General features: G+C 60.2%; 15 protein-coding genes and 3 pseudogenes. 5 read left to right on the plus strand and 13 right to left on the minus strand.

The genetic code is table 11. From position 1 onward, the window contains the following. On the minus strand, positions 1–440 hold a 440-nt coding region (locus tag GA0004734_RS25730; protein WP_348626138.1), incomplete at its 3' end, for an NYN domain-containing protein. Positions 441–825: 385 nt separating this feature from the next. On the opposite strand from GA0004734_RS25730, the pseudogene traA reads away from it, so the two are divergent. Further along, positions 826–4427, plus strand: a pseudogene (gene traA, locus GA0004734_RS25735) (Ti-type conjugative transfer relaxase TraA). Between the two features lie 14 nt (positions 4428–4441). Beyond that, positions 4442–5227, plus strand: coding sequence for a DUF6118 family protein (locus tag GA0004734_RS25740; protein WP_245292662.1), 786 nt, complete (start codon positions 4442–4444; stop codon positions 5225–5227). An 8-nt stretch (positions 5228–5235) separates the two neighbouring features. Here GA0004734_RS25740 and GA0004734_RS25745 read toward each other — a convergent pair whose 3' ends face one another. From GA0004734_RS25745 to GA0004734_RS25760, 4 genes are all read right to left on the minus strand, one after another. Then, on the minus strand, positions 5236–5568 hold the full coding sequence (locus GA0004734_RS25745) for a hypothetical protein (protein ID WP_092938933.1): 333 nt from the start codon (positions 5566–5568) through the stop codon (positions 5236–5238). Between the two features lie 189 nt (positions 5569–5757). Beyond that, positions 5758–7206, minus strand: coding sequence for a hypothetical protein (locus GA0004734_RS25750; protein WP_092938935.1), 1449 nt, complete (start codon positions 7204–7206; stop codon positions 5758–5760). Positions 7207–7268: 62 nt separating this feature from the next. Further along, positions 7269–7601, minus strand: a complete 333-nt coding sequence (locus GA0004734_RS25755; RefSeq protein WP_092938937.1) for a HigA family addiction module antitoxin — start codon at positions 7599–7601, stop codon at positions 7269–7271. A gap of 9 nt (positions 7602–7610) precedes the next feature. Next, complete coding sequence (locus GA0004734_RS25760) at positions 7611–7901, minus strand: type II toxin-antitoxin system RelE/ParE family toxin (protein ID WP_092938939.1); 291 nt, start codon at positions 7899–7901, stop codon at positions 7611–7613. A gap of 224 nt (positions 7902–8125) precedes the next feature. Between GA0004734_RS25760 and GA0004734_RS25765 the strand changes: the two genes are divergently transcribed. Continuing rightward, the gene (locus GA0004734_RS25765; RefSeq protein ID WP_024899704.1) at positions 8126–8686 is read left to right on the plus strand and encodes a recombinase family protein; all 561 of its coding nucleotides are present in this window, start codon (positions 8126–8128) and stop codon (positions 8684–8686) included. A 174-nt stretch (positions 8687–8860) separates the two neighbouring features. Here the strand turns inward: GA0004734_RS25765 and GA0004734_RS25770 are convergent. The 7 genes and pseudogenes from GA0004734_RS25770 to GA0004734_RS25800 all read right to left on the minus strand — a co-directional run. After that, positions 8861–10075 (minus strand): annotated as a pseudogene (locus tag GA0004734_RS25770) (IS701 family transposase); the annotation flags it as partial. A 147-nt stretch (positions 10076–10222) separates the two neighbouring features. Further along, the gene (gene ugpC, locus GA0004734_RS25775; protein ID WP_092938945.1) at positions 10223–11314 is read right to left on the minus strand and encodes an ABC transporter ATP-binding protein; all 1092 of its coding nucleotides are present in this window, start codon (positions 11312–11314) and stop codon (positions 10223–10225) included. Between the two features lie 11 nt (positions 11315–11325). Beyond that, entirely contained in the window at positions 11326–13569 is a 2244-nt protein-coding gene (locus GA0004734_RS25780; RefSeq protein ID WP_052821257.1) for a glycoside hydrolase family 2 protein, read from the minus strand. Positions 13570–13578: 9 nt separating this feature from the next. After that, positions 13579–14400, minus strand: coding sequence for a carbohydrate ABC transporter permease (locus tag GA0004734_RS25785; protein WP_082179079.1), 822 nt, complete (start codon positions 14398–14400; stop codon positions 13579–13581). Further along, positions 14397–15293, minus strand: coding sequence for a carbohydrate ABC transporter permease (locus tag GA0004734_RS25790; protein WP_092938950.1), 897 nt, complete (start codon positions 15291–15293; stop codon positions 14397–14399). The genes GA0004734_RS25785 and GA0004734_RS25790 overlap by 4 nt, the downstream gene beginning before the upstream one ends. A 130-nt stretch (positions 15294–15423) precedes the next feature. Then, entirely contained in the window at positions 15424–16692 is a 1269-nt protein-coding gene (locus GA0004734_RS25795) for an extracellular solute-binding protein (protein ID WP_092938952.1), read from the minus strand. 155 nt (positions 16693–16847) lie between these two features. Then, entirely contained in the window at positions 16848–17918 is a 1071-nt protein-coding gene (locus GA0004734_RS25800; protein WP_092938954.1) for a LacI family DNA-binding transcriptional regulator, read from the minus strand. Between the two features lie 328 nt (positions 17919–18246). On the opposite strand from GA0004734_RS25800, the gene GA0004734_RS25805 reads away from it, so the two are divergent. After that, on the plus strand, positions 18247–19203 hold the full coding sequence (locus GA0004734_RS25805; RefSeq protein ID WP_175386712.1) for a LysR family transcriptional regulator: 957 nt from the start codon (positions 18247–18249) through the stop codon (positions 19201–19203). A gap of 103 nt (positions 19204–19306) precedes the next feature. Next, positions 19307–19501, plus strand: a complete 195-nt coding sequence (locus GA0004734_RS25810; RefSeq protein ID WP_348626137.1) for a transposase — start codon at positions 19307–19309, stop codon at positions 19499–19501. Between the two features lie 6 nt (positions 19502–19507). Here the strand turns inward: GA0004734_RS25810 and GA0004734_RS26860 are convergent. After that, a pseudogene (locus tag GA0004734_RS26860) lies at positions 19508–22060 on the minus strand (Tn3 family transposase); the annotation flags it as partial.

Genomic DNA, 22060 nt, shown 5'->3' on the forward strand with positions numbered 1-22060 from the left:
GGTGACAGCTTTCGCCAGCATGTCGAGAGCAGCGCGATCGAGTGCCGCTTTCGCCGGTGCAGGCTTGGCGGCGGCCGCTTTAGCGCGGTGACGGCTTCCGCTTCCTTCTGTTCCCCGGCCGTGTTGAGCACGTCGAAATAGACGAACTTGTCGCAAGCGGTGATGAAGGGGCGGGGCGTCTTGCGCTCCCCGAACCCATAGACGATGACGCCTTGCTCACGGATGCGCGCGGCCAGGCGGGCAAAGTCGCTATCACTTGAGACGATGCAGAAACCGGAGAAGCGGCCGGTATAGAGCAAGTCCATCGCGTCGATAATCATCGCGCCGTCCGTTGCGTTCTTCCCGGTCGTATAGGCGAATTGCTGGACCGGCTGAATCGAGTGTTCCAGCAGGCACTCTTTCCAGCCGTTGAGGTTCGGCTTGGTCCAATCGCCATAGATGCGCTTGACGCTGGCGGTCCATAGTTGGCGATCTCAGCAGCAGCCCGGTTATGATTTTCGGGGTGGCATTATCGCCGTCGATCAGCAACGCAAGTGTTCCGGCGCTGTCTATTGCCATCGGTCTGCACTCCCATTTGAGCCGAAGTCTATCCGATGCAAGCAGCGTCACCAAACACGATTATGCGCTACCTTGAATTTTTGGCAGCTTTGCAGCACAATCAGGGCCTCAGTTCATCGCATCGACCTTGCCGCAAGCGCCACACCGAGCGACGAAAGAGCGAAGCGATTGAGTTGAGAAGGGCGCACTTACGAGTTGCTATGCAACTCAGCGCGCCGCCAGCTTGGAGGCTGGCGGGAAAGACGGAAACTAGATCGAGGCAACGGGTTGGCGATCTACCATTTGAGCATGAAGCCAGTTTCGCGGGCGGGCGGCCGTAGCGCCGTCGCCTCAATGGCTTATCGTGCCGGGGAGAAGCTGACCAACGAACGCGACGGGATGACGCATGATTTCAGCCGCAAGCAGGGCGTTGAACATGCCGAGATCGTCTTGCCCGAAGGCGTTTCAGCCGATTGGGCGCGGGATCGGTCGGACTTGTGGAACGCCGCCGAGTTTGCCGAGAAGCGCAAGGATGCCCGCGTTGCGCGGGAGTTCGAGATTGCCTTGCCGCATGAGCTATCGGCCGAGCAGCGGCTAGAGGCGGCGCGGGAGATGGCGCAGGAGCTGGCCGACCGCTACGGCGCGGCCGTGGACTTCGCCATTCATGCGCCGCACGAGGCGAGCGACGTTCGCAATCACCATGCCCACATTCTTATGACCACGCGGCAGGTGACGGAGGACGGGCTAGGCGACAAGACCTATCTTGAGCGCGAAAACAAATGGCTGTTGGCGCACGACCTGCCGACGACAGATATGCAGCTCCGCGACCTTCGCCAGCGATGGGAGGGGATCGCCAACGAGCGGCTTGCGATGGCCGGGCTAGATATTCGCATCGACCATCGTTCGCATATGGAGCGCGGGCTAGAGATCGCGCCAACCGAACATATGGGCGTCCATGCCACGCAGATGGAGCGGCGCGGCCTCGACGTATCGCGGGCGCGGCTGGACGAGGAAGCGGCCCGGCGCAATGCCGAGTTGATCCGGGAGAAGCCCGAGCAGGTTCTAACCCTCATCACCGGGGAAAAGAGCGTGTTCGACCGGCACGACGTTGCGCGGGCGCTGCATCGCTACATCAACGACGATCCGCAGGAGTTTCAGAGCGCGTTCGCCAAGGTGATGGCCTCGCCGGCGCTGGTCGAGCTTCAGCCCGAGCGGGCCGACCCGGCAACGGGCGAGATCGAGCTTGCCCGCTATTCGACCCGCGAAATGGTCGAGATCGAATCCGGCATGATCGAGAGCGCGCAGCGGATGCACGGCGCGCATGGTCATGGCGTCGATCGCCGGCATGTCGAGCGCGCCATAGAGCGGCAGGACGCCGCCATTCAGCGCAGCGCCGGCGATGCTTCCGCCCGGTTGTCCGACGAGCAGCGCCGGGCGATCGAGCATATCACCGGGCCGGAGCGGATCGCGGCCGTTGTCGGCTATGCCGGCGCTGGCAAGTCCACCATGCTCGCGGCGGCGCGCGAGGCATGGGAGGCCGAGGGCTATCAGGTCCACGGTGCGGCCTTGTCGGGGAAGGCGGCCGAGGGCTTGGAGGAAAGTTCCGGCATCCAGAGCCGCACCCTCGCGTCATGGTCCCGCGGTTGGGAGAACGACCGCGGCACGATCGGCCGCGGCGACGTGTTCGTGATCGACGAGGCCGGCATGGTCGGGAGCCGCCAGCTCGCCCGCTTCGTTGGCGAGGCCGAGGCGCGCGGGGCGAAGATCGTCCTTGTAGGCGACCATGAGCAGCTACAGGCGATCGGGGCCGGCGCACCGTTCCGGGCGATCACGGAGGAAATCGGCCATGCCGAGCTGTCCGAGATACGCCGGCAGCGCGTGGACTGGCAGCGGGAGGCGTCGGTTGACTTCGCCACGCACCGGACGGCCGAGGGGCTGGCAGCCTATCGGGATCATGGCAATATCAGCTTTGCCGAGACGGCGAGGACGCGCGCGGCCAGATCGTGCGGGATTATCTTGCCGACCGCGACGAGCGCCCGGACGGCACCCGCGTAGCGATGGCGCATCGCCGGGCCGATGTTCGGGCGATCAATGACGCGATCAGGACCGAGCTACAGGACCGGGGCGAGCTGGCGCAGGGCGAGGACGCCGGCGCGCTGACCTTCCAGACCAATGACGGAAAGCGGGAGTTCGCGCCCGGCGACCGCATCGTGTTCTTGGAGAACAACCGCGACCTTGGCGTGAAAAACGGGATGCTTGGCACGGTCGAGCATGTCGAGGAAGGCCGGATCATCGCCACGCTGGACGGCGGCCGGGAGCGTAGCGTTTCCGTGCCGATGGGCGACTATCAGGCGATCGACCACGGCTATGCGACGACGATTCACAAAAATCAGGGTGCGACAGTCGATCGGTCCTATGTGATGGCGTCGGGGACGATGGACCGGCATCTAACCTATGTCGCCATGACCCGGCATCGTGACGGGGTGCAGCTCTACGCGGCACAGGACGAGTTCACCAATGCCGGCCGGCTGGTCGAGCATGGGGCCGCGCCCTATGAGCATGACCCGCAGAAATCCGACAGCTATTTCGTGACGCTGGAAAACGACAAGGGCGAGCAGCGCACCCTATGGGGCGTCGATCTAGAGCGCGCCATGAAGGAGGCCGCGCCGGAGATCGGGGAGAAGATCGGCCTACAGCATGAGGGTTCCACCCCCGTCACCTTGCCGGATGGGACGCAGACGCACCGCAACACATGGAAGGTTCAGGACGCCGGGGAGCTGGCCTATAGCCAGCTAGAGCGCCGCCTGTCCCGGTCGGGCGTGAAAGAAACCACGCTCGATTATACTCGCGACTTTGCCGAGCGGCGCGGGATCGCGGAGCAGATGGGCGTCCGCAGCGAGATCGAGATTCCGGCCGAGCGCGTCGGGCTACGTGCGGAACGGGAGTCGACGGCCGGGGATCATGCTCTTGATCGGAGATCCTCGCAAAAAGTCCGCGCGGATCTCGCGCAGGATCTTCGTGCAGATCCTCGCGAGGATCTCGCCGCCGATCGACAGCAGCGCCAACGGCCATTCGAGGGCCTGAAACTCGCGCGCGGCGCGGCGGCCGAGGGGCCGCAGCAGGACCGCGCCGGCGAGGACGGCCCGCAGATCGATCAGAAACGGCCACAGCAGGCCGAGAAGCAGCGGCGCGGTATGTTCGCCGGCCTCAAGCTCAATGCGCGTCCTGCACCCTCGCAGGAGCGCAGCGAGCGGCCGGAAAGGGAAGGGAGCTTGCGGCAGGCGCCTGCGCCCGACCGGCTGACCGAGCGGGCGCGGGGGCAGTCGCCGCTTGAGCAGGCCGTTGACCGCTATTCGCGAGCCTATCAGTCGATCGACCAGCATCGGCGCGAGGGCTTGCCGGTCCTCGACATGCAGCGGCAGGAAATGCGCGATGCCGGCCAGCAGCTCGACCAGGTGCAGGGCGGCATGAAAGATTTGATGCGCTCGACCCTGCAAAATGATCCGGAGACGGCGCGCGCCATGACCGAGCTTTCCGGCCGGGAGCGTGTCGCGCAGGTCATCGACGGCATGAAGCGCGAGAACGCCGCGCTGCAAGACCCGAATGTCAGGGCCGAGCGGTTCGTGAACCGCTGGCAGGAACTGGACGGCCAGCGCCAGAAACTTCGCGGCTGGCAGCACGACGAGGCGCGGGGCAAGGTCGAAAGCCAGATGAACGGCCTGACCAAGAGCCTTGAGCGTGACCCGCAGGTAGATTCCATCCTGCGCAATCGCCGTCAGGAGCTTGGAATCGGGCAGGAGCTTCGCCGGGGGCAGAGCATCGCCCATCAGTTGCAAGAGGAAATGACACGCGGCCAGCGGCTCAGCCGGGGCATCGGCATGTCAATGTAGGTTAGGGAGTGACCATGACGGAGCTGGACGACGACAGGGAAGGTATCGAGCCGGAAACACTGGACGAGGACGCCGGCGACCCGGCCGCCGCGTTCGACGCGCTACGGCGCACGATCGAGACGCAGGGCGCGCAGATCGGCGCGGAAATGACGGTCATCCGTCGCGGGCTGGAAGCCGCCTTCGACCAGTTCGAGAAGATCGAGCCGCAGGCCGACTACAAGCCCCAGCTCGCCCAGCTCGTGCAGGCGCTCGACAGCGTTGCGCAACGGATGCACGGCGTTGAACAGTCACCCATTCTCCGGCAGGGCGCGCAGCACTATGCGGCGGCGCTTGAGCGCAGCGGCGAGGGCTTGGTGAGGACGGCCGTGCAACAGCTCGAGCGGCAGGCGTCCGACCTCGAGCGCGCCGGCCGGAATCTTTCGGCGCACGTCGCCAGTGCGCGGGAGCGCAAGCGACAAAATTGGTGGCTTGTCGCCGCGTTCGCTCTCGGCCTGATCGTCGGCGCGCTCGTGATGCTGTTTCTTCCGCGCCTGTTGCCGTTCTCGGCCGCGCCGCGTGTCGCCAGTGTCGTCATGGGCGAAAGGCCGTGGCAGGCCGGTATGAGCCTCATGGCGTTCGGCAGCCCGGAAGCATGGCAGCGGGTGGCGTCGGCCGACCAGCTCATTGAGGCGAACAGGGACTCGGTAGCGGCTTGTTGGGAGGCCGCGCGCACGTCCGGAGGATCAGCGTTGCACCATCACCGTGAAAGCGACGGAATGATCGGCGTTTTCACTCGGCAAACAAGTGTAGAGATCACTTAGGCTCCAAGTCACCGTTCGATTAACTGACCATCATCCGTTAGATACATACCATCTGATAGGTAAACTAGCCCATCTTCGTCGGCGGCATCGGAAAGCTCCGCCCATATCTCAGCCATATCCGACAGTTCCAAGCCGAGGGCATTTGCCAAGGATTGCCCTCCTTGCTCGATTTGGGTTTGGCTCAAGCCAGTAAATTCGACGTAGCGCCTGCCATGGAGGTCGCTTGCATGTCGGGCCGACGCCCCAAATGCGGAAAAGATGCTGGCCGCATGTTCGATGAGGCGTTCTTGATTTGGATATGGGGCTTTACTTCTGTCGTCTTCTCCGGCTGTCGCTGTCATAACAGTATAGGATGCTTGGAACCGAACTATTCTCAGAAGCACAAAACTATCTGACGACAAGCAGTATTGAGCCTGACTAGAATCAAATTTGTCCGACGAAGAAATTGTAGCCACAGGGTTTTCTCTTACGTTGCTGCACCTCTGCAAATGCAGGTGGGTGAGTTTTGTCTCGCTCGCTTGCAACAGCGCCTAGCGTCCCTTGTCGGAAAGGTGTCCATCGGGCGATATCCACAGACCATCCGAAAGATAGGCGTCGTCGCGGCCGTCTCCCCCGATCGCGTTATACAACGCATCCGTACGGTGTCCTAGAATAGGGCTGGCGCTCCTCCGGCTAGGTTTTCGATCTGAAATCGAGACGGCCATTTCGAAGAGGCGCTGTTCGGGATCGGAGCGATTGGTGCGTAAGAGGCGGCCGGCAGGATCAATCAACTCTCCTAACCGAGATGGATCAGATATCGAGGAGCGAACGGCTTCATGATCGTGCCCCAGGCTGACGAGATGTTGCGTTAGCCGCCCGAGCGCGCTCCTGGTTTCTTCTTCTGACGGCTCAAAGTCCTTTGTGATCACACGCAAGATTTTACCGCTCTGACCATCAAAAACGACTTGTCCTGCCTGCGATAGGTCGAACCGGCATGTCATGCCGCGAAAAGATTGCAATCCAGAAAGCACCGCAAGAATGCGCGAAAGCGAGGTGTTAATCGGCCAGTTCTCACGTTCGAAGAGCAAGGGTTTGTCGCTCTTCTGTTCAACTACGATCCAGGATCGGTGGTGAGAGGAAGCGAATGTGAGCCGCCCTGCCAGGAATTCGGGCCAAACAGCGGCCATGATCATAACGGCTTCTTGGACCCCGATGTACTGGTCTTCAGTCCATGAGCGGAGCTGCCGAACGAGCGGCCGCTTTTGATGATAATCTAGCGCCGCAGCGGTCAGAATATCGAAATTCGAAGCGACTCCTTGATTGTTACGGTGTTTTTCGAGCCAATTTTGCTCACTGTCGGCTCGATCTCTCATAAGAAGACGACGAGAGACGCCTATAACGTCCTGATTTGATCCGCCGTTGGCGAATTCTTCAATTATGAGCGGATTTCGAAACCCATCCGGAAGCGTGGTAATATAGCTGTTTTCCGGGTTATCCTCATCTTCATATGGAATGCCGAAGTGGCTTCGGAGGTAATTCTCGGCAACCTCATTCGACCGCTTCTTGCGTTCCTCCGGTGTTAGGTCTTGCTCGTCATCATCCCAGAATTCCTCACTATCCTGGTCGTCCTCTTCACCGTGTATTTCATATAATGGCTCGTAGATCGCCTGAAACGGACTGCCGCCAAAACTTGCCAGAAGACCTCTTGGTCGAACGAGAGCCCAAGTAGGGCCATGCGAACCATTCCCGTTCGAAGGCGAGGAATCACAAATTAGCAGTCCTATCCAATCCGCATGACGGAGATAGACCTTTATTACTTCTACGACATCGTTGGTCGTCATATGTCGTGCGTTGACGACATGCAGAAATATTTCGAAGAAAACGCGCTCTTGCACTTCGGACATGTGCCATGGGACGCGATCACCTTTCAAGCGATCCCATTCGGCAACAAACCTGTCCGATATCTCCTTGGCGACGGAAAATATTTCGTCATCACTCATGATCGCCCCTCTCACTAGCTGCCGCTACTTCTCGGCGCGGCCGTATTCGTATTGTTGTCGGATCAGACCAGAGCCGCTTGCGGATCGAGCGGCTTTCCCTTGAAGGGCGCGACGTTGATCTCCCCTTCCCGCTTGCGGGCTTGGGCAATGTCATAGCTGTTCTGCATCCGCATGAGCGTATCCATCGACACGCCGAAAGCCTTTTCGACCCGGAGCGCCATTTCCGGCGAAAGGTGCGCGCGCTCGTTCAGCACGGCCGACAACGCCGCCCTCGTAACACCGAGAACTTGCGCGGCGCTCGTGACCGAAAGGCCAAGCGGCTCGATGATCTCACTTTTGACGAAGCCGCCGGGGTGGGCGGGATTTTTCATACGGATGCCCTGCATCGCACTCATAGCCACCTCCTAGTGGTAATCTTCATAGTCGAGGTCGATGATCTCGATTTCGGTTTGGTCGATCCGGAACGTGATCCGCCAGTTCTTGGTGACGAACAGGCTCCAGGTGCCTTTTCGATCGCCGGTGAGCTGATGGGCCTTCCAGCTCGGGACCGTGCGCAGCTCGTCTTCCCGCTCCATATCTTGGAGGAAGGTGGCGATGCGACGGACTTTCGGCACTACGGCCACCTCCAAGTCGGTGGCGTCATCATCTTCGATGAAGCGGCGTAACCCCTTATGGACCACGTTTCGGATTCTCATGTGCCGTCACTATCAAGCTAAACGTATAGTGTCAAGCGACGCTATACAGTTCATCACCTCATAGCCTTGTCGCGCAAGTCCTAAAACCCGCGACACATCGGCCGCCCCCGGAAAATCAGGGCTTTTCGTGTCGCATGTCTTTGTCGCAAGTGGTAGAAAACTTGCGACATGATTTGCGACAGGGGGAAGCCGTGAGCAGCCGACCAGATTCCGACGCCGGCCGCGTGTTCATCGGCTATGCCCGCGTTTCGACTCGCGGCCAGGACCTCGATGCGCAGCGGGCCGCCCTGGGTGCGGCCGGCTGCGTCCGCATCTTCGAGGAAAAGGCTTCCGGGGCGAAGCGGGATCGGCCCGAGCTGGCGCGGATGCTCGACCATCTGCGTGCCGGCGACGTGGTGACGATCACCAGGCTAGACCGCCTCGCCCGATCGACCGGCGACCTTCTGGCGATCGCGGAGCGGATCAAGGAGGCCGGCGCTGGCCTGCGTTCGCTGGCCGAGCCGTGGGCCGATACCACGACGCCGGCGGGGCGCATGGTGTTGACCGTGTTCGCCGGCATCGCGGATTTCGAGCGCAGCTTGATCGTGGAGCGCACGAGCGCCGGCCGGATCGCGGCGAAAGCCCGAGGCGTGAAGTTCGGCCCCTCCCCTGCCCTGTCGGCCGAGCAGATCGCCCATGCCCGCCAGCTTATCCATGACGACAAGAAGCCGGTGGCGGAAGTCGCCCGGCTCTTGGGCGTGCATCGTGCCACGCTCTACCGGGCGCTTGAGAACGCATTGACGTGAATACGCATTGACGTAACCACGTTTAGTTGCCGGCCCTAGCACTACTTTGGCAGAATAGAATTTCCGTGGTGGCAATGACATCGACAGTGCGGACATCGGATCTGTGCTGTCGATAGAATAAGTGCGTTGATGACGGTTCTTCGCACGGCTGGCAAGGTCGGCTCAGGTGGTCCACGACGAACTCGTCGCTTCTTTTTTTTCCCGCTTTGCAGTCTGCAATCTCTGGTGCTGGAGGAAGGCATAGGCGATCATCGTCATCAGAGCGTGCCGATGTAGCCCTTGCCATGATCGGCCTTCGAAGTGGTCGAGGCCGAGTTCTTCTTTCATCTGCTGATGCGCTTGCTCGCAAACCCATCTCGCCTTGATGGCGGCCGCCAGCACTTTCAACGTCGCATCGGCCGGCAAGTTGGACAGGTAGTATTTGCGCTCGTCGTTTGATCGCCATTCGCCAACCAACCAGGCTTCCTCGCCCGGCATGTGTTGCTGTCCCTTGTCAAGAATGCGTTGCGGCGTGCCGTCGGCGATCCGGACGCGCAATGCTGCAAAGCGTGCCGTCAGGCGGCCCTTTGTGCCACGCCGCCAACTGACCTTCTTCCAGCTTGCCTGCTTCAGGATCGTCTCGGCTGCAACCGACAGAATGTCGGGGATCGGATGTTTGCGTGGGCGACCATGACCGGAGACGGGAAAGATCAATTCGACTTCATGGGGATAGACCTTCTGATGCTTGGGGATGCCGACCGCCCAGGTGAGGCCGCGCCCACTTAGCCCCTGGCGGAAGGCCGCCGACAGGCCGTAGCCTGCGTCAGCCAGCACTGTGCCAAACCGGATGCCAGCCGCGATCAACCGATCAATCTCGGCAAGAGCGATCTCCGGCTTTGTGCGAGATGTCCGCATGGCATCGGGAACCCCGGCCCTGGCCATCCGTTCCGTGTCGCTGGTCCAGCTCTCGGGCAGAAACAGACGCAAGCCAACCGGAACAGGAACCTCGTCTCGGGCAAGCGTCACCGAAACCAGCGTCTGGCAATTTGCCCTCTTTCCCAGCATCGAAGCGTATTGCGGCGCGACACCCACCGAGTGATCGCCCTTCTTCGGCAGACCGGTATCATCGATCACCAGAAATGCACTGGATGCACCAACGATCCTATCCGCCTGTCGCGCAAGCTCGGCCTCAAGAGGAACAGCATCCCAAAGGCCGTCGGAAATGAAATGGTGCAAGCGGTCGTACTGGCCTGGAGCAAACCGTTCCGCCATGGGCTCGATACTCTTGCGGTCACCGGGACCGATTAGCCCCGACACATAGAGGGGGCACATCTGTCGTCGCTTCTTGTGTCCAAGTTTATCCAGAAATGGCTGCAAAAATGCTGAAAGCTCCGTATCCCAATCTGCCATGTCGCGCTCCCGAAAAAGAGAGCACAAATCATCTCAAACCAGCCTTGCCCCAATCTGCCAAAGTAGTGCTAGCGCGGCGAGGACCTCGGCGAAAGGGAAAAGGGTGCTTCCGCACCCCTTTTGACCTCACAAATCCGGGCCTGCCGGCTAACGAATACGCCGCCCCGAGGCATCGAAGAGAAAACTGGTCTTGGCAGAAATCCCCACCGCGATTTCGTCGCCGTAGCGCCCCCCATGGCGGCGCTCTTCCTGCTCGATGATGATCTGCTCGCCGGGCACCGTATGAGCGTAAACATAGCTCGTGTTGCCGAGATGTTCGACGACATCGACATGTGCCGTCAGCTGCGTATCGCCACTGCCTGCGGGCAGGAAATGCTCGGGGCGCACGCCGACCGTCACGGCATCGCCGCCCTGTGGCGGGGTCGCGCAGGCAACCGTCAGCTGCGTATCCGGCCGCGCCTTGAGCGCAACCGTCACCTGTCCACCCTCTGCCTGGCCGATCACCACCGCTGGCAGAAAGTTCATCCGAGGCGAGCCGATGAAGCCAGCAACAAACATGTTGTCGGGATCGTCGTAGAGTGCCAGCGGCGCACCGACCTGCTCGACAATCCCACCGCGCATGACAACGATCTTGTCGGCCAGCGTCATCGCCTCGACCTGGTCATGCGTGACATAGACGATTGTGGCATTGAGCTCCTTGTGCAGCCGGGCGATCTCGACGCGCATATGCACGCGCAGCTCCGCGTCGAGGTTGGATAGCGGCTCGTCGAACAGGAAAACATCCGGTTGACGCACGATCGCCCGACCGATCGCAACGCGCTGGCGCTGACCGCCGGAGAGCGCCTTGGGCTTACGATCCATCAGCGCGTCGAGTTCGAGGATCTTCGCGGCCGCGTTCACCCGTCGCTCGATCTCGTCCTTCGCCATGCCCGCAAAGCGCAGCGCAAAGCCCATGTTTTCGCGTACCGTCATATGCGGGTAGAGCGCATAGGTCTGGAAGACCATGGCGATCCCCCGCTTCGAGGGGTCGACATCGTTCATCACGGTGCCGCCGATGGTCAGTTCACCTGAGGAGATGTCCTCCAGCCCCGCGATCATCCGGAGCAGCGTGGACTTGCCGCAGCCGGAGGGACCGACGAAGACGACGAACTCGCCTGAGGAAACCTCGAGATTAACCCCTTTGATGACTTCGAGCGAGCCGTAGGACTTGCGGATATCGGTGAGCCGGACCTCTGCCATAGAACCCTCTCTCAGGTGACGTTGAACGTGATGCGCTGGGTCCCGAAGGGACGGCAAGTCGCCGACAGCGTCAAGTGACCGGCTTCGTTTCCGGCTTCGACATAGACCCCGACGGCGCCACCCTTGAAGGAGAGAAGCGAGGGGCCGACGATACGGCCCGGGCCTTGCAAGCTGACCTCGACCGGATCATCAAAGAAGCTCAGGACATTGCCGCCCTGATCGAGCGCACGCAGGATCACGCGAACCGTGTCCTTCTCGCCAGCCCTGAGCTCTGTATCATCGGCCGCAATCTCGAGTGTCGTCGGCAGCGGATCGGCCGGCAGATGACGGCGAACCACTTCCTCGCCATTTATAAAGCCAACGAGTTCGCCATCCCGCCAGGTCATGCCCCATTCGCCGAATTCCTCCGGCGTCACCATACTGTGGTCGAGAATGCAAGGTGGATGCGGCAGATGCGGATAGGTCTTGGTATCGGGTTCGATCCGCTTGACGATATGGCCCATGCGGATCTCGACATAGTCGCAATTGGTCAGCACGATCAGCGGCAGCACACCGCCGATATTGCGCTCGCCACGCGCCCAGAAGCTCACCGGCTGCATGACCACGCCACCCTTAGGATCGCCCTGTGAGGCATAGGCGTAACCGGCGAATTTCGGCTCGCGATACATGTCGGTGACGCCGTGATAGCAGATGCGATCCCCGGAGCCGAAATCCTTGTGGGTGTTGTAGTCGAACATGCACCAGCCGGTGGAGCCCGAGATCGACGGGTCGCCGGCGGCCGCATTCAGGATCGCCAGGTGACGGCCGACATGTTCCGCCTGCCGCTGCTCTTGATCGAAGCGTTTGGTCGGATACATGTGCCCGCCATATTCGGTGATCATATAGGGCACCTTGCGATCAAGCCCGGTCACTTCGCGCTGGTCGCGCAGCACCAGGCGCTCGCGATTATGGCCCGGCAGTTCCTCCATGCCGAGAATGAAGTCATTCATCGTGTAGACGTCTTCGAGCAGCTCGCTGTCGGTGATGTAGCGCACGCCGCCCGTCTGGCGGGTGGTGTCGAGCGAGCGAGCCATGGCATTCGTCTCGACATAGAAGTCGTGACTGTCCTGGCTCTCGTTGATGCGCACGCCCCAGATAATGATCGAGGGGTGGTTCCAGTCACGCTCGATCATCCGGCGCACGTTCTGAACGCTCTCCGCCTTCCAGGCATCACCGCCGATATGCTGCCAGCCGGGGATCTCTTCGAAGACCAGCAGGCCGATCTCGTCGCAACGATCGAGGAAGTATTTCGACTGCGGGTAGTGGGAGGTGCGGGCGATGTTGCCGGCGAGATCGAATTTCAGGATATCGGCATCCTTCTCCTGACCGCGCCGGCCCATGGCGTAACCCAGATGCGGCCAGGCCTGGTGGCGGTTGAGGCCACGCAGCTTGACGACGCGTCCATTCAGCTTGAAGCCCTCGATCGTGTATTCGGCAGAACGGAAGCCGAAACGGCTCGTCGTCTCATCGATACCGGCAGCGGTCTCCAGCATAACGGTCAGACGGTAGAGTGCCGGATTGTCGATATCCCAGAGCGTGATGCCCTGAAGTCCGGAAAGGCTAAGCAAAACCTCTGCGCCCGATACGGTCGCCTCGGTCCGCGCGATCTCCTGACCTGCACCATCTTTCAGAACAGCCGTGACCTTGCCGGAAAGCGCCTGATCCGTCGGATTGGAAATCCAGACCTTCGCCGTCACCTGCTTGGCTTCGGCCAGAACATCCGGCGTCTCGATCTTGACGTTCTTGATCGAAACCGGCGCGGTCACCTTCAGCCAGACGTCACGATAGATGCCGGCATAGGTGAGATAGTCGATGACGCCACCGAACGGCGGGATCTCTGGGTTTTCCGAACCGTCGATCTTGACCGTCAGCAGGTTGTCGCCGGCCTTCAAGTGCGGCGTGAGCCGGGCCTCGAACGGCGTATAGCCATCCTTGTGCGCGGTGATCTCAATACCGTTCAGATAGACCACACTGTCGGCCATGGCAGCATCGAAAACCAGCGAGACTTCTTTGCCCTCGAAACGCGGCTCCCAGGCAATCACCTTCTGGTAGGTAAAAGCCTTCTGATAGCTCTTCTCGTCGAAATAGTTGTAGGGCAGCTCGACCGCCGTATGGGGAAGCTGGACCGTCTCGCCCGGCTGCGAAGCCGAGGCGAAAGCCGGCTCAAATCCGGCGCGAAAGATCCAGTCCCGGTTGAAGTTTTCGATAATGCGCATTTCAAAGTCCTATTTCACGGAGCCGAGCATGCCCTGCACGAACTGGCGTTGCATGGCGAAGAAGACGAGGAGAGTGGGAAGGGTGGCGAGGATTGTGCCGATCATCACGGTGCCGTATTCGGGCGAATAAGCAGAGGCGAGCGAGGACACAACGAGCGTGATCGTCTTCGTGTCATTCGACTGCAGCACGATCAGCGGCCAGAGATAATTGTTCCAGTTCAGCATGAAGACGATGACGAAGGCCGCCGCATAGGTGGAGCGCATCACCGGCACGTAGATGTAGAAGAAGATCTGCCACTCCTTCAGCCCATCCACCTTGGCCGCATCGCGAAGCTCGGTCGGGAAGGCCTTCGAGGCCTGGCGGAAATAGAAGATGATGAAGGCAGACGCGATCATCGGCAGCATGATGGCGATATGCGTGTTGAGCAGCCCCGCCTGCCCCATGAGCATGAAGAGCGGGATCATCAGCGCCGCAAACGGCACCATCAGCGTCAAGAGGATAACGGTATAGACCCGCTCGCGGAGCTTCGAGCGGAACATCTCGAAGCCATAACCGGCAAGCGAGGAGACGAGCAGCGTCAGCGCCGTTCCCACGAGCGCGATCTTCACCGAATTCCAGAACACCAGCGGCACATCCACCTGCGCGAAGAAGGACGCGATGTTGTCGAAGAGTGCCGTACCGAAGGTAACCTTCCCGCGGATGATCTGGCTTGTCGTATTGGTCGTCCCGATCACCATCCAGATGAAGGGGAAGATCGAGAGAAAGGCGGCAAGCGACAACACGCTATACTGCACGATGTCAGGCAGGCGGCGACGAAGCGTGGTCATCATTTGCGTTCCCTCGCGGCATAGAATTGCAGGAAGGAGAGAACCGCCACCATCAGCACGATCACGTAGGAGACGGTCGCCGCATAGCTGAAACTCGGCATGAAGCGGAAGGTAAGATTGTAGATGTAAAGCGACAACGTCAGCGTCGAATTGGCCGGACCGCCCGTGCCCTCGGTGAAGTTATAGACCTCGTCGAACAGCTGCAGCGTGCCGATCGTCGAGGTGATCGTTGTGAACAGGATCACCGGCTTCAGCATCGGAATGGTCAGGAAGGCGAAGCGCCCCCAGGACGGCACGCCGTCGATCTTGGCTGCCTCATAGATCGACCGGTCGATGTTCTGAAGCGCCGCCAGATAGAAGATCATGTTGTAGCCGGTCCAGCGCCAGGTGATGGCGATGATGATCAGGACCTTAGCCCAGAAGGGGTCCGTCAGCCAGCCGATCGGCTCGCCGATGATGCCGATCGCCAGCAGCGTGTTGTTCACCACGCCGTCGAGCGAGAACATGCTCTTGAACAGGATGGAATAGGCGACCAGCGACGAAACACAGGGCAGGAAGATCATTGTCCGGAAGAGGCCGGAATAGCGCAGCTTCGGATTGTTCAGCATGGCCGCCAGGATCAGCGCCATGGTGATCATGATCGGCACCTGCACGACGAAGAAGATGACCGTGTTTTGCAGCGCCTGCCAGAAGACCGGGTCGTTCCACAGACGCACGAGGTTTCCCGTGCCGGAAAACTTCAGCATCATGCCGCGACCGGTATAGAGCGACAGGACAAGCGACCGCAGGATCGGGTAGAGCATGAAGACGGAAATCAGCGCGATCGCGGGCGCCACGAACAGCCATCCGTTGACGTCGTAATAGCGCTTCAAGCTGGATCTGGATGTGGTGGCCATGCGGTGTCCCCGAACCCGATCAGTGGTCACTGAACATTTGTATGCGGAAGGGAAGCCGCGCGGCGTTTCCGCCGCACGTCTCCGGGAGGACAGGGACCAGACCCGAAGGCCGAGCCCCTGTGGGATGGGTTTACTGGATCTGGCCGGCAGCCTGATCTTCGATGGCCTTCAGGACCTCATCGACCGGCGTACCCTTGACCAGGGCCGGGAAGTTCGCCGTGACAGCCGTGTCGAGCTCGTTGGTGAAGATGCCGTAATTGACGGCCGGCACCTGGACGAGCCAGTCGGCAAAGTTCTGCCAGACGGTCTGGCCACCGAAGAAGTCATCGGGCTTCTGATAGGCTTCACCCGTGCGGGCGGCGAGCAGGGAGCCGACAGCGCCACGCTCGGTCAGGATCTTCTGATAGAAGTCGAGATCCTTGGCATAGATCTCGTTGAGGAAGTCGATGGCCTCGTCCTTTTCGGCGGAGGCTTCGAGCACATACCAGCTCGATCCGCCAAGGTTCGAGGCTGCCGTGGCCCCCTCGATATTGAGCTTCGGAATGGCCGTCAGCGCCCACTTGCCGGCCTGATCGGGCTGGGACTTGACCGTGCCGGTGATCCACACGCCCCTCAGAACGGAGGCCACATCGCCCGAGGTCAGTGCGCGGATGCCGTCGTTCGAACCGCTGGTCGGCTTGGCAACGCCCTCGTTGACGATCCGCGCCTGGGTTTCGAGCGCTGCCTTCAGCGCGGCATTGCCGGTGATGTTGAGGCTGCCGTCTTCGTTGAAATACCACTGACCGCCGGACTGCATCATGATGCGGATCAGACCGCCATCATTGGCATCGAGTGCCATCATCTCATGGCCGGTCTTGGCCTTCACTTCCTTGCCGATCTCGATGAACCGGTCCCAGGTGAGGTTCTGCATATCCTCAGGCTTGAAGCCAGCCTGCTCGAGATAGTCAGTGCGATAGTAGAGGCCGGTGACGCCGGAATCGAAGGGAACGCCATAGACCTGGCCTTCCAGCGTCATCAGGTCGACCTTGTATTTGGCAAAGCCGGAAAAGTCGATCTTGTCCGTGAGTGCCGCAAAGGAGCCGGGGAAGGACTGCAGATACTTCTGCGCGCCATAGTCTTCGATCAGCACGATATCCGGCAGCGTATCGGTCATGCCGGAAGCCAGACCTGTCTGCAGCTTTTGCTCGACATCGGCCTTGGCAAAGTCGACGATGTTGAAGGTCGTATCAGGATGCTTCGCGGTATAACGCTCAGCGGCTTCCTTCATGATCGCGACGTTGAAGTTCGGGTCCCAGCACCAGATGGTGACTTCGCCGGCAAAGGCCGCCGTGCTGCACAACAGTGCGGCAGCCGTCAGCGCAGCCGAAACGGAGCGCTTGAGCAAGCGAGAATAATCCATGCGTTCCTCCCATTATGACGTTAACCGCGGCAGCCTCATCCCCTGCCTCATCGCCACTATTTCCGAAAATCGGAGGACAGTCAAGAAAATTTTTACTAAATATTTTGTGCATTGCGGTAAGTGTCTGGGATTCCGGAACCTCCCGTCGAAATCCTCTAGGACGCCGATGGCTTCTTTGCGCTCGCTCGCCAGATCATCTCCGTGGGCAAGGTCACATGCTTGGAGTAGTCCCGACCGTTCAGACGCTCGACGAGCAGGTCGACAGCCACTTCACCGATCAACTCACCAGGAATGCGCATGGTCGAAAGAGGCGGCGTCAGGAACTGCGCCACCGGAATATCATTGAAGGCAACAACTGCAATATCGCCCGGGATCGACAGTCCGGCCTCCTGGATCGCCCGATAGGTGCCGATCGCCATGTTGTCATTGGCCGCCACGATCGCATCGGGCCGCACCTCCAGCGCCAGCAGCGACTTGGCCTGCTGGTAGCCTGTCTCGAGCCGCAGATTCTGGCCGAAGCGCTCGCTCTGGCCCAGAGCCAGAAGCTCGGGCCGATAGCGCCCTCGCGCCTCGTGCCATTCGATGAAGGCCTTGCAGCGCTGCTCGCCATGCATCAGCGCATCATTGTCCATCAGTTCATAGCCTCCCACGAAGCCGATGCGCTGGTAGCCGGCGTTTTCCAGACTGTCGAGAATGGTAACGGTCGCCTCACCGAGATCGGCGCGCACGCAATCAAATTGCGGCATGCGCGGATTGTAGTCGGCCATCACCAGATGCGGGCAGACCTTTGCCATGGCCTCGATCTCGGCCTTCGGATGATGCCCGACCACGATGGCTGCCGAGATGCCCGTAAGCATGGCGAGATCAACTGGAACATCCGGATTGAAAACGCGCGCGATCTCGATCTTGTATTCCCGACAGCGCGCCTCGATGCCGAGCCGTACGCCGACATAATAGGGGTCGACCAGTTCCTCATTGGGCGTCAGAAAATGGATGACCGCGATATTTGCCGCCACCTCGGCATGGCTTCCCATGGGGATCGAGAACGGCGACAACTGGGCACTCTTGCGTGCCCGCGGGGTCGCGTAGTTCAGCGCCTCCGCCGTCTCGATGATCGCCTGCCGCTTGCTTTCGGAAATGGACAGCGTCTCGTCGTAGTTCAGCACCCGCGACACCGTGCCCGACGACACGCCGACAGCCTTCGCGATTTCCTTGATCGTCACCACGGCGGCCCGTCCTCCTCCACCTGCCTTCCCGGAAGAAAGTGGTAAACCTCCGGAAAATATTTACTAGGCCAGTCGCACCATGGATACAACCGCTTCCCCCGGATGACAAGCATCTCTCGTTGCGCCAGGGTTGAGCACCTGAGTTGATCCGGGAAACGATTGCGGGCAACTCGTTCACCACTCGCTCTTTTCGCTCACTGAAATCTCACTTCTTTACCATGCCCCTTTGTGGTACATTGGCTTCGGTTGCCGCATACCAAAAAGTTGAGAATAATAAGCCAGACAAGATCGCAAAATGTGGTCACCCGCACACGTGGAGGATATTTCATTGGATCTTCGACAGCTTCGGTACTTCCTTGGTATTTTGGATGCAGGAAGCTTTTCAAAGGCCGCGGAGGTTCTAAGAATTGCCCAACCTTCTCTCAGTCAGCACATGCTCGCTCTTGAGGAAGAACTCGGCGTACGCCTGTTTCTGCGCCATGCCAGAGGCGTAACCGCAACGGAAGGCGGGCGCGTACTTCGAGAGCATGCCTGCGTTATTTTTCAGGAGGTGGAGCGATCGAAACAAGCGCTGCAGGCCATCGCACAATATCCTTCGGGCGAAATCGCACTTGGTCTGCCGACTTCAGCGTGCCGTAGCGTTTGCATGGAAATTATTGCGGAAGCGGCACGCGTCCTTCCAAATGTATCCATTGAAATCGTCGAGGGCTTGTCGGGGAGTTTGAGCGAATGGCTCAATACCGGTCGTCTTGATGTTGCGATGCTCTACGAAAACGGCAAGGACGTTCGTTTTAATAGCAAAGAGATTTTGACAGAGCAGTTAAGGGTCATCGTCAGTCACGACCATCCAGCCGCCCAACAGCAGACAATCTCTTTCAAAGAGGCTATGCAGCTCCCTCTTGTGCTGCCCAGTTGTCGGCACGTTCTTCGCAAACTGCTCGAACAACACGCCTCTGACTTAGGGCTAGAGGTAAAGGTAGCAATGAACTGCGACAGCCTCACAGGCATTCTCGAGCTGGTTCGCAGCGGCTACGCTACAATCTATCCGAGTTTTCCAATGAGAGAGGAAATCTCCCGAGAAGAAATGACAGCGATCAGCATCGTAGATCCCTGTCCGGAATGGCGAATTTCGCTCGCTCAGTCGAGGACGAGCAAGAACGCAAGAGCAGCAGGCGCGGTAGCCGATTTGGTCCAGCAGGTCGCGCTGGACATGGCCGCCAATGGGAGATGGCAGGCCGAGGCCGTTGACGCGCTCCCAACACCGTTGGAAGTACAGAACCACTAGGTTTGACAGAGACGGAATTTGGCACGCGAACCTAGCACTACTTTGGCAGATTGGGGCAAGGCTGGTTTGAGATGATTTGTGCTCTCTTTTTCGGGAGCGCGACATGGCAGATTGGGATACGGAGCTTTCAGCATTTTTGCAGCCATTTCTGGATAAACTTGGACACAAGAAGCGACGACAGATGTGCCCCCTCTATGTGTCGGGGCTAATCGGTCCCGGTGACCGCAAGAGTATCGAGCCCATGGCGGAACGGTTTGCTCCAGGCCAGTACGGGGCTCCGTGGGCATTTCTACATTAATACACGCTAAGGGAATTTGAAGTTGTTTGGATTGAAGCGGTTAGCCCGGATTGGCCTGAAGCGTTCGAGGGGTCGGTCAATTTCGTTCCAGAGGTAGTCGCCGGTGAGCGCGATATGCGCCCATGGTAGTGGTGCGACCTGGGAGAGCAGCTCGTCCGGAATGATAATACCCTGACTGCTGATATAATCGACAGCACGGCTGAGATAGACAGTGTTCCACAGGATGATGGCGTTGACGACGAGGTTAAGACCGGACGCGCGGTAAGCCATGGTTTCGGCGACGCGGTTGCGCAATTCGCCGAGCTGGTGGAGGAAGATGGCGCGTGCGAGAGCATGACGGCTTTCACCCTTGTTGAGGATCGCATGCGATCTGCGGCGCAGTTTCGTATCGAGCAGCCAGTCGCAGATGAAGATCGAGCGTTCTATCCGGCCCATTTCGCGCAGGGCCTGGTTCAGCCGGTTTTGTCGCGGCGACGCTGCCAGCTTCTTGAGGATGACGGAAGGCGGCACCAAACCTGCAGCGATCGAAGCCTTCAGCCGCAAGACCTCATCCCAGTGGTGCTCGACGACATCCATGTTGACGGTTCCAGCGATCAGCGCGTCGAGCGGATCGTAAGCCGGATCGCGATCAATGACAAAGAGCCTGCGATTGCCGAGATTGCGGATACGGGGAATGAGCCTGTAGCCAAAGGCGTGGAACATGGAGAACGTCGTTTCGGTGGCGCCAGCGGTATCGGTTGCGTGCTCATAGATTTCGACGGAGCTTTCGTTGTGAAGGAGGCCGTCGAGAACGTAGGGGGCTTCGCCCTCGGATGCCTGGATCATGCGGGAGAAGAAGGAAGCAAAACGGTTGGACAGGAAGCCATAGATCGACGCCCCCGGTCGCTTGCCGTATTTTGCATTGTAGTCGAGGCTGGCTTCGCCACGCCCGCCAGCCGGAAAGAACTGTCCGTCCGAGGAGGAGATATGGCCGTCACCCCAGATCGCGGCAAAGGGATGGGCCTGCTGCGCATCGACCAGCACGGCGGTCGCCGTGGCGTAGGTTTCCGATCGCATATGCCTGTCCACCATCAGCATCATCTGGTGGATCGTGACGCCGCGTGAGCTTTCCGCCATACGTTCGGCTCCGGCATTGGTGGCGTCGGCAAGGATCGCTGCCATCAGCGCTGCCTCGTCGTTTGCCGTCTCACCGGTACGATAATGCGTGAAGCTGTCGAGGAATTTGGTCCAGCTTTGCACCTCGGCAAGCAGGCTGGTGATCCTGATCCGTGGCACCAGAACATATAGTCGGCGGCTGAGCGCGACGATGCTGTCGCGCTCCTCCTCGCGGATCGGCGAGATCGACAGGCCCTTGTCGGAAATCGCTGCATCCGGAATAGCATTGGCAGCCGCCGCCTTTGCCAGCTCTTTCAGCTTCGCATCGAGCGTGGCGGTCCGTTCTGCTCGCCATTCGGCAAAGCTGTCGGGGAGTGCGAGCCCGAGCCGCCCCTCGGCGCGCATCAGCTCGAAGATCGGCCGAGGCAGAAGATAATCCTCGAAACTGCGCCATGCCGGCTGCCTTCGACCCAGATGTCACCGGCCCTCAGACGCTCTCGCAGGTGAACGAGGACCGCCACTTCCCAGGCGCGCAGGTCGATATCGGCACTGTTCGGGCGCACGCAGCGTCGCCATTTGCGGGTCAGAAAGGCGAGCGGCACCTGCGCCGGCAATTTCCGGCCGCCATAGAGCGCGCGCAGATGGTCCACTGCTACAAGGATCGGATCATCAGCACGAAACGACCGGAACGAGAACGTGCGGAACATCAGTCTGCCCAGCTTGCGCAACGATTTGTGCCGCTTGATGAGCTCGTCGAATTCGTTACTGCGATCAGGGTGGACGACAGATCTGGCTGCCGCCATGCTGGCGACCAATCCGTCCCAGCCGAGGGAGGCTGCGATCGCCGATGCAAGATCGGTTTTGCTCGCACGAGCGGCCAGAAGCGCCTCGCCGAGCTTGAGATGCTCAAGCGCCACCCCATCAAGAACCTCGGCCTCTTTTAGCCGGCGTTCCGTGCGGCCGATCTCGGCCTTGCGGCGGTTGCTCCCAATCATTTTGCAGAACATGTCGATCGTCAGGTCGGTGATCGACGCCTGTCTCTCGATGACGAAGGCGGCCAGCGTGGCGTAGCGACGTTCGGATGTCAGGCGTCGTATCTCCCGGGCATGCAGAATGCGTGCATCCCTGGCGATGATGCCGTAGCGATTGGCATGGATCGTCTTGCGACGGTCGTCGGGAATGGCGGCTGAGCGCAATACCTCGAGGCGGGCGATCAAGCCTTTGAGGTTCTTCAGCTTCGCCCCTTCAGGTGCTTCCGCAATCCAGCCAAGGTGGCTCCGATCGCCGGCCCCGCTCAGCGAGGAGCTGATCAAGCGCCTCGATCGAAGGCTGATCCAGATCCCGGATCAATTCGCGATAGGCTTGTCGACGCGCCGCCGCCCGGCCGGCCAGTGCCAGACGGATCAGCAGCTCCGGCATAGGAACGAGCAACTTTCGTTCCTTCAAGGCTTCGATCACGGCCTT

Origin of the sequence: Rhizobium sp. 9140, from assembly GCF_900067135.1 — a bacterium.
Lineage (GTDB): Bacteria > Pseudomonadota > Alphaproteobacteria > Rhizobiales > Rhizobiaceae > Ferranicluibacter.